This is a genomic window from Leisingera sp., from assembly GCF_034669605.1.
In the GTDB taxonomy this organism is placed as follows: domain Bacteria; phylum Pseudomonadota; class Alphaproteobacteria; order Rhodobacterales; family Rhodobacteraceae; genus Leisingera.
The window spans coordinates 1-9,274 of the sequence record NZ_JAXMOX010000185.1 but is presented as its reverse complement, the minus strand read 5'-3'; the positions used below and the strand labels follow the sequence as shown (position 1 = coordinate 9,274).

7 protein-coding genes are annotated in these 9,274 nt (G+C 63.0%); 2 read left to right on the top strand and 5 right to left on the bottom strand.

Annotated elements, in window-relative coordinates:
• Window positions 1-183 precede the first annotated feature (183 nt).
• The 5 genes from VOI29_RS19275 to VOI29_RS19255 all read right to left on the bottom strand — a co-directional run bounded on the left by VOI29_RS19275 (window position 184) and on the right by VOI29_RS19255 (window position 6,776).
• A complete protein-coding gene (locus tag VOI29_RS19275; RefSeq protein ID WP_323782445.1) occupies window positions 184-618 on the bottom strand; it encodes a hypothetical protein in 435 nt (144 codons plus the stop codon).
• A gap of 73 nt (window positions 619-691) precedes the next feature.
• The gene (locus VOI29_RS19270) at window positions 692-2,224 is read right to left on the bottom strand and encodes an acyl-CoA carboxylase subunit beta (RefSeq protein ID WP_323782442.1); all 1,533 of its coding nucleotides are present in this window, start codon (window positions 2,222-2,224) and stop codon (window positions 692-694) included.
• A 168-nt stretch (window positions 2,225-2,392) separates the two neighbouring features.
• A complete protein-coding gene (locus VOI29_RS19265) occupies window positions 2,393-3,601 on the bottom strand; it encodes a hypothetical protein (RefSeq protein ID WP_323782439.1) in 1,209 nt (402 codons plus the stop codon).
• Window positions 3,602-3,621: 20 nt separating this feature from the next.
• Window positions 3,622-4,005 carry a hypothetical protein gene (locus tag VOI29_RS19260; RefSeq protein WP_323782436.1) on the bottom strand — a complete coding sequence of 128 codons (384 nt, stop codon included), beginning with the start codon at window positions 4,003-4,005 and terminating at the stop codon, window positions 3,622-3,624.
• Complete coding sequence (locus VOI29_RS19255; protein WP_323782433.1) at window positions 4,002-6,776, bottom strand: hypothetical protein; 2,775 nt, start codon at window positions 6,774-6,776, stop codon at window positions 4,002-4,004. Before VOI29_RS19255 ends, VOI29_RS19260 begins: the two co-directional genes overlap by 4 nt.
• A gap of 183 nt (window positions 6,777-6,959) precedes the next feature.
• Here VOI29_RS19255 and VOI29_RS19250 point away from each other — a divergent pair, with 183 nt between their 5' ends.
• Together VOI29_RS19250 and VOI29_RS19245 are read left to right on the top strand one after the other, a co-directional pair.
• Window positions 6,960-8,171 (top strand): multidrug effflux MFS transporter, encoded by a 1,212-nt coding sequence (locus tag VOI29_RS19250; RefSeq protein ID WP_323782430.1) that lies wholly within the window; start codon window positions 6,960-6,962, stop codon window positions 8,169-8,171.
• 75 nt (window positions 8,172-8,246) lie between these two features.
• Window positions 8,247-9,274, top strand: a 1,028-nt coding sequence (locus VOI29_RS19245) for a helix-turn-helix domain-containing protein (RefSeq protein WP_323782427.1), incomplete at its 3' end; no start/stop codon positions are given.

Sequence of the window (9,274 nt, the reverse complement as noted above, 5' to 3'; positions counted from 1 at the left end):
GCTGGCCTGACGGCACCGCAACCGGCCCGGCGGCAGCAACGGACAGGGCGGGCAGGACGGACAATGCAAAGGGGATAACAGCCATATATCCGCAGCCCCGGCCCCCGGTTTCCCGGGCTCCTCCGGCCGGGGCTGCTGGCGCAGCGCTGAAAGCGCGCGCTGTCTGAATCCGGTTGACGCAGATCATGAAACTGATTCGCTCTTCATGTCAATTTTTGCCGCAAATTCGAGCGGATTATTCGTTTCCGGACCGGTTTCCGGGCATATCCTGTCCCGGCGCCGCGCCGCATGGCGCAGCCAGCGGGTCCGGTTGGCCGGGTTTTCCAGCACATCGGCGATCCGCCCGGCCGCATTGGACGGCACCCGGCCCAGCACCTGCCCGCCGGCCCTGACCGCCAGCCCCTGCCCTTCAGCTGTGATTTCCACCACCGGGTAGAAGCCGCGCAAGGCCTGCAGGTGCCGCCACATGTCCTGACGGATCTGATGCGCCAGCCGCAGCGGGTCCGCCTGCGGCAGCAGGGTTTCCGCCGCCACATCAAAGCGTGCAGGCAGGCGGCGCGACAGCGTCAGCGCCCCGTCTTTCCGCGTGATATGCCAACCGCTGCTGGACAAATCCAAAGCCTCCCTTTTCTTTCTGGTCACAAATATTTCCGGCGGAGCGGGGGCTGTCTGCCCCCGCTCAGCTCTTGCCTCAGAGCGGAATGTTGTCGTGCTTTTTCCACGGGTTCTTCAGCTGCTTGCCACGCAAGGAGGCAAAGGCGCGGGAGACCCGGCGGCGGGTGGACTGGGGCATGATCACCTCGTCGATGAAACCGCGTTCCGCCGCCACAAAGGGGTTGGCGAAACGGTCTTCGTATTCGGCGGTTTTCTGGGCGATCTTTTCGGGATCGTTCAGATCGGCGCGGTGGATGATCTCGGTGGCGCCCTTGGCGCCCATCACCGCGATTTCCGCTGTCGGCCAGGCATAGTTGAAATCGCCGCGCAGGTGTTTGGACGCCATCACGTCGTAAGCGCCGCCATAGGCCTTGCGGGTGATCACGGTGACCTTGGGCACGGTGGCCTCGCCATAGGCAAACAGCAGCTTGGCGCCGTGCTTGATGACGCCGCCGTATTCCTGGGAGGTGCCCGGCAGGAAGCCCGGCACGTCGACGAAGGTCAGGATCGGGATCTCGAAACAGTCGCAGAAGCGCACAAAACGCGCCGCCTTGCGGGAGGAGTCGATGTCGAGACAGCCCGCCAGCACCATCGGCTGGTTGGCGACAACGCCGACGGTCTGGCCTTCGAGACGGATGAAGCCGGTGATGATGTTCTTGGCGAAATCCTCCTGGATCTCGTAGAAGTCGCCCTCATCCGCGATCTTGGTGATCAGCTCCTTCATGTCATAGGGGCTGTTGGGGTTTTCCGGGATCAGGGTGTCGAGGCTGGTCTCGATCCGGCCGGGTTCATCAAAGAACGGCCGCACCGGCGGCTTTTCCTGATTGTTGAGCGGCAGGAAATCGACCAGGCGGCGGACTTCGGCCAGCGCTTCGACATCGTTTTCAAAGGCGCCGTCGGCAACGGAGGATTTCCGGGTATGGGTGGAGGCGCCGCCCAGTTCCTCGGCGGTCACCACCTCGTTGGTCACGGTTTTCACCACGTCCGGGCCGGTCACGAACATATAGGAGGTGTCCTTGACCATGAAGATGAAGTCGGTCATCGCCGGGGAGTAGACCGCGCCGCCCGCGCACGGCCCCATGATGACGGAGATCTGCGGGATCACGCCCGAGGCCATGATGTTGCGCTGGAAAATCTCGGCATAGCCGGCCAGCGCATCGACGCCTTCCTGGATCCGGGCGCCGCCGGAATCGTTGATGCCGATCACCGGCGCGCCGTTCTGCACCGCCATATCCATGATTTTGCAAATCTTCTGGGCATGGGTTGCCGAGACGGAGCCGCCGAGCACGGTGAAGTCCTGGCTGAAGACATATACCTGGCGGCCATTGATCGTCCCCCATCCGGTGACCACGCCGTCGCCTGCCGGCCTGTTGTCTTCCATGCCGAAATCGGTGCAGCGGTGGCCCATGAACATGTCGAACTCTTCAAAGCTGTCCTCGTCCAGCAAGAGTTCGATCCGTTCGCGGGCTGTCAGCTTGCCGCGGCCGTGCTGTGCGTCGATGCGGCGCTGGCCGCCGCCCAGCCGCGCGTCCTGGCGGCGGTCTTCCAGCTCGGAAAGGATGTCTTTCATGGCACATGTCCCCTGTAGATTTCTCCGCGACCATATATTGCGCCGCAGCGAAGCCAAAGGACATTATCGCAAATTTGCAAATCTTTTGCATACGGAGTTCGCAAACCTGTAAATCAGCAAATCCGCCGCCCGGCTTCCGGCCCCCTGCCCAGGCCCGGAGCAGCGTCTTCAGGCCGCTTTGGCGATCTCGGCCATTTGCCGCAGGGCCTTTGTCAGCGGTGTCTTGACCGGGGCTTTCACGCCGAAAGGATTGTCTTCGACCATGGCGATCACCGGATCATCTTTGAGGAACTTCAAATAGGCGGCAATCTGGGCCAGCAGCGCCTGTGCGGCTTTTTTGCGGGCCTCGCCGGCGGCGGACCTCATCTCGAACAGCGCCTTCATCAGCGCGGTCTGATTGCCATCGGTGACGCCGGACAGACCGGCATCGGCGATTTGCGCCAGCACCGGGTGGTTCTGGGATTTCAGCGCGTCCTGAAGGCTGGAGATGCCACGGTCCACATCTTCCTTGGCGGCCTGCCAGATCTCCATCGGGTCGGCTGGCGGCGCCGTGTCCCCGGCAGCGCTGTCCAGCGTCTTGATCAGCGCCTTCAGGCCGACGGCGGCCTCGGGCAAGGCGCCCGATTTCAGGCTGGCGGCAATGGCGCGGGCCTGTTCGGCCAATGGGGCGGCCTGTTCTGGCGGCAGGGTTTTGATCCTGGCAGCCTGTGCGGACAGCAGTTTGGAAAGCTTGGCAGCCTGTTCCGAATCCGCCGGGGCGGATTTCGGCTGGGCTTGCAGCTTGGCCAGTGCAGCCTCCAGCCGGCCGAGCCGTGCGGCGCAACCGTCGTGATCGCCCTGCCCCAGAAGTTTCACGCTGGCCTTGATTTCCGGTGCAAGCTTGCCCGCCAGCTCCGGGTTGCCCAGCGCCTTGACCGCCTCGGCGGCGGCGGCGAGGCGCTGTTTCAATGCGGCTGCCGCGGCATCATCCGCCTGTGCCGGCGCGCTGGCTTCAGGCGCCTCGGCATCGTCATCCGGCAGGCTGTCTTCGTCGATGATGCTGCCGTCGGGGCCGATCAGCACCGGCTTGAATTTGACCATGCCCTCCTTCATGAATTTTTTCTTCAGCTGCTTGACGATGCCCTTCAGCGGCTTTTCCGGCTGCAGGAGAACCTCGTTCTCCTCCACCCGCAGGGTGCCGAAGCAGGACTTCTTGATCGCCGGCGCCTTTTTCATGTCGCCGCGCAGAACCTTGCCGGGCTTGCGCAGGTCGATCATCAGCCCGCAGTCTTCCGGCTTGCCCGCAAGGCCGAAGGCGAAAGGCAGCGCCTTGCCGGAGGCCTTGGCCTTTTTCAGAAGTTTCAGGACAGCATCCGCATCAAAAGCCTGATCAGGCATGGCAATCTCCTAGCTGGCTCCTAACTGGCGTTGCCGGTGAAGGCATCCCAGTCTTCAGCGCTCATTTCCACAAAATCGAGATCCGCCTGGTCCCCCGGTTCGGACAGCGGCTGGTCCGGCCAGATCATCCCGTAGGCGCGGCGGAACAGCGCCTGCAGCTCGGCGTCGCTGAACGGGTATTGCTGGCCTGCAAACTGGCCGATGCGGCCGCCTGGACTGGCGATCAGCGAATCCAGCGCCAGCCGCAGCCAATCGAGGTTGCCCTCTTTATAGGCGCGTTTGTGCATGCTGCGGATGTCGGCGTCGAACTGGGCCAGATCGGCCATTGGGTCGGGCGCGTTCACCGCCCGGCCCATGGTCAGAAGCCGCGTGTAGCCTGCGATCAGTTCCTTGCGGATTTTCATGGGATCATGTTCCCCGGATTGCCATTGGTGTAGGTCTTGGTCTCGTTGTCCCAGCCGTCGGCGACCGGATATTGCTGCATCATCACCCAGCGGCCCGGAATCTTGGCCGGGGGCGCGTTGTGCCGGGCGGTGTATTTCGTCACGTAATCGGCGTTATCCTGGGCTTTGACTTCGTCATGAACCGTTGGATCCACCGGGAAGGCGGTGGTTTCCGCAGGCAGCAGCTCCGGCTCCCAGATGAAGTTCACATAGGCGCGGGTCAGGCCCTCGACCTCCTCGAAGCTTTCATAGGTCTTATCCGCGATCGGCTCGCCGCTGTCATCGGAGCGCAGGTGTTTCTTGCGGCCGATATAGGCCTTGTCGATCGGGCGGCCGTGCTCGACGGTGAAATCGGCGCTTTCATCCGGATCCGTCAGCGGATCGCCGGTGAAGGTCATTTCGGTTTCAGTGATGTCCACACCCTTGGCCAATGCGGCTTCGGCGGCAATCTCGCGGCCGGCCAGCCAGTCCTGCGGGCTGTGGAACTTGGAGGACGCGCCGGTGTAGGAGCGTTCGTCGTCGGAATGCGCATTGGGCGGCTTGCCGGTTTTCAGGCGGGTGATCAGGTCTTCGTCGCTGACATCCGGCCCGTGGCGGTCGAGCGAATGGCCTGCATTGCTGCCAACCCCGTCCATCATTTCATAGGCTTCCGCCGCTTCGGTGCTGAGTTTTTCAAGGTCCTTGCGGACCTGATCAAAGGCGGTTCCGGCCTTGTCGAAATCCGGTTTCTTTGCCTCAGCCTCAGCCGCTGCGGCCTTGTCCTCGAAGGGTTTCAGCTCCTTTGACGCAACCCCGGCCCGTTTCAGCGCAGCGATAATGCCCTGCACCTGAAAACGGGCGGTGGCCATCGGTTTGACCGTCTTCAGCAGTTTTTCGTGGGTGTCCAGCATCAGGAAAGCGTCGCCGTATTCCTTGTCTTTTCCGGCCCGGTCCCTGGCCGCCTGCAACGCCTCGTCCAGTTTGCTCTCTGCCGCTGGCAGCTTCAGGTATTTTTTGGTCCGGGCGTGTTCCTTTTCGACCTTGGCAAGCTTCCCCCGGTAATCCGCCATAGCCAGGACGAGATCCATGAAATCGGTGCCATCCAGCACCGTTTGCAGATCACCTGCAGCCTTTGCGGGATCGCCGCCGCGGGCCGTGATTTCCGCGGCCTTGATCGCGTCATCCAGCGTGCTTTTCAACGCATCCGCATCGCCGGGCAGCACCGCGAGCAGATCGCCGGCAGCCTTTTTGGTGGTCAGATAGCCTGGCATTGCACGCAAAAGCGCCAGCGCCGCGGGCACTGCGCTGACGGCTTCGGGGTATTTCTGCGCTGCGATATTATCCGCAACCGGTTTGTGGAAATCATAGGCGGCGGCCGCTGGGAACTGCGCCAGGATCTGCGCCATTTCGCGCCGGTCGTCCACAACCTTTTCCAGCTGGAACAGCTGGCTCAGCTTGGCATGGTACCGCGGCGCGCCGGTTTTCTTGTCGAACTTGTCATCATCCGCCAGGTCCTTATGCGCGTTCCAGGTTGTGGTCAGGTCGCTCAGCTCGGGCTCGGCCAGAACCTGTTTCAGGGCGTTGTACTTCGCCTCCAGCGCCTTGACGATCTGTTTGGAGTGGCTCTTGCGCATCAAGGCGCGGTTGGCCTTTTCCCAGACCTGCAAATCCGCCTGCGCGCCTGCGGGATCGTTGGCGCCCTTGAATTTCTGCTTGGTATCCGCCGCCGTCAAAGCGTTGCGGAAGCCCTCATCCGCCCGCAGCGAGCCGTCAAATCCGCGCATATAGCGGGCCAGCTTGCCGCGGTCCTTGGAGCTGTAGTCGATCAGCTCCTGCAGCAGCGCCTTGGCCTCGGCGAACTTCTGCTCCTTATAGGCTTTCGTCTTGGCGTTCTTCAGATGATTGCGGAAGTCTTTGGCGTCCGGCACCGAACTGGCGAGGATAAACGCGCAGCGGTCATGGGTGTTCGCCATGTAGCCGTCCATCAGCGCGGCGAAACTGAGCGCCTCTGCCAGATCATCCTCGTCGCCCAAATTGGTTTTCCAGGCCTCCAGCGCCGACTTGGCTGCGCCGAAGTTCCCGGCCTTGGAATGGGTGGCCGCGGTTTTCATCTGGGTGCTGCGGGCGGCTGCCGCGGCGTCCTTGGTGCCGCCTGTCATCGGGTTGATCAGCGCCAGCGTGGCATGCGTCCAAGTGTCGAAATAGATGCCGTATGTGCAGGCGTCTTCTGCCTTGGCCGAAATATCCTTGGCGGTGGCCTCCACCGCCTTGAAATTCTTGTCGGTAACGGCGGCAGCCATGGTTTTCTGCGCCGATTTGATCAGGCCCTCCACATAGGTAAAGGCGCCCTGGTCCAGACTGTCGCGCACCGATGCGAACTTCTCCTCCGCCGCGGCCAGGGCGGATTGCGCCAGGTCCCGCGCGGCGGCAACATCCAGCTGCGCGGCAATCTGGCTGGCCAGGTCCGAGATATCGCTGTCGATCTTGTCAAACGCCGCTGCCTCATCCGCGCTGAGGATTTCCTTTTTCAGCGCCTTGCGCCCGCCGGCCAGGCTGCGCCGCGCGCCTGAGCTGAGGGCGGCGGGAATGGTGATCTTGTTCAGCTCTGTCAGGGCCGCCTTGCGCCGGTTGTCCACGTCCTCATCCCCCGGATCGGGGAGGTCCGGCATGGTCCAGGCCTTGAGGCTGTAAAACCGTTCGGCCCATTGCCGGATGGCCGGATTGTTGGCAAGCGGATCAGGGGTATTGGCCATGGGTCACCTCAACAGAAAAAAAGGCCAAGCCTTCGGGAAAACGCGTGAAAAAAAGGAGTGCTCAAGCAACCATAGGAGAGGCATTGAATTTCACGCAAGAGTCTTTTGACGCGGCGGCAGCCTTCTGCGCTGCGATGCGATGGACTGATGGACAAGACGGGCTGACTGCTCTAACCGGATGTTATGTCCACTTATAATCACCGCCTGTCCGGCCAGCGGACGCCGCCGCGCATTTTCACCCTGATCCTGCTTGCCGGGCTGTCGGCGCTTGGCATGAACCTGCATTTGCCCTCGCTGGCAGGCATGGCCGACTATTACGCGGTTGATTACCGGGTGATGCAGCTGTCGGTGGCGCTGTATCTGGCGGGCAATGCGGTGGTGCAGATCTTTGTCGGGCCGATTTCCGACCAGATGGGGCGGCGGCCGGTGATCCTGGTCAGCATTGCGCTGTTCCTGCTGGCGACCCTGGGCTGCATCTATGCGCCGACGGCCGAAAGCTTTCTGCTGTTCCGGGTGGCGCAGACTGTGGTGGCTGCCACCATGGTGCTGAGCCGGGCGGCGGTGCGCGACATGTATGACAGCAACGACGCTGCCAGCATGATCGGCTATGTCACCATGGGCATGGCCATCGTGCCGATGATCGGCCCTGCGATCGGCGGCTTTCTGGATCAGTGGATGGGCTGGAAAGCCAATTTCTGGATGCTGTTTCTGGTCGGTGCGGCGACGCTGGCCATCACCTTCACCGATTTCGGCGAGACCGCCCACAAAAGCGGCAAGACGCTGACGGCGCAGTTCCGCGAGTATCCCGAGCTGCTGCGCTCGCCCCGGTTCTGGGGCTATTCGCTGTCGTCGGGCCTGGCATCGGGCGCCTTCTTTGCCTATCTGGGCGGCGCGCCTTTTGTCGGCACCGAGGTCTATGGCCTCAGCACGGCAGAGCTGGGAGTGTATTTTGCGGCGCCGGCGGTGGGGTATTTTGCCGGCAACTTCATCTCCGGGCGCTATTCCACCCGGCTCGGCATCAACCGGATGGTACTGTGGGGCTGTGTCATCAATGGCGGCGGGGTTCTGCTGTCGCTGCTGATTGCGATGGCCGGGGCGGATACCGTCTATACCTTCTTCGGGCTGATGTGTTTTATCGGCCTGGGCAATGGCATGGCGATCCCCAATGCCACTGCCGGCGCCATTTCCGTGCGCCCGCATCTGGCGGGCACCGCATCCGGCCTCAGCGGCGCGATCATGATCGGTGCCGGCGCTGCGCTCAGCGCTTTTGCCGGCATGCTTTTGGTGCCGGGCTCTACTGCGGTGCCGTTGCTGGCGATCATGTTCGGCACCGCCATCTGCGGGCTGGTGGCGATCCTGATGGTGGTCTGGCGGGAGCGGCAGATCGGCGCATAATCCCGGCGCCGGGCTTGCGGCCCCGGATTTGCAATTATACCATTCGCAAGAATTGGATTTGCAAAGGCGCGCCTGATGGCCACCCAGAAACTATATGCCGGCGCCAAGCTGCGCGAAATGCGGCAGCGGCTGGAGCTGACGCAAAAGGATTTTGCCGCCAAGCTGGGTGTCTCGCTGCCCTATCTGAACCAGATGGAGAACAACAACCGGCCGGTGTCGACCACGGTGGTGCTGGCGCTGGCGCAGGAATTCGGCATGGATGTGACCGAGCTGAGCGCCGGCGACAGCGAGCGGCTGGTCAGCGACATGCGTGAGGCGATGGCGGATCCGGTGTTTGCCGATGAGGCGCCGCCGCTGGCGGATCTGCGGCTGACCGCCTCCAACGCGCCGGCCCTGGCGCGGGCGTTTCTGTCGCTGCACCGCGCCTATCGGCAGACCCATGAGCGGCTGGCCTCGCTGGACGAGGCACTGGGCCGGGAAGATGCCCGCATTCAGGCCTCTCCCTGGGAAGAGGTGCGGGATTTCTTTCACTACTGCGACAATTACATCGACGCGGTGGACCACGCGGCAGAGCATTTTGCCGCCACCAATGATATTCGCGCCGCGGCCGTGGCCGCGCTGGAGCGCGGCGGCGTTACCGTGCGCCAGTCCGAGATGGAGGGCTTGCGCCGCTATGACGATGAGACAGGGGTGCTGCATCTGTCCAACCGCTCGGCGCTGCCGACGCAGCTGTTCCAGATGCTGCTGCAGGTGGCATTGCTGCGGCAGAACCAGCTGCTGGAAGCAACGCTGGATTTTGCAAAGTTTCAGAGCGAGGAGGCCCGCGCCATCGCCAAGATCGGCCTTGCCAATTATTTCGCCGGCGCCGCCCTGATGCCCTACACGCGGTTCCTGGAGGCCGCGCAGACCTGCCGTCATGACCTGGAGCTGCTGGCGATCCGTTTCGGCGCCTCGATCGAGCAGATCGCGCACCGGCTGTCGACCCTGCAGCGGCCCGGCGCCAAGGGGGTGCCGTTCTTTTTCGTGCGCGTCGACCAGGCGGGCACCATCACCAAGCGCCATTCGGCCACCCGGCTGCAATTCGCCCGCTTTGGCGGCGCCTG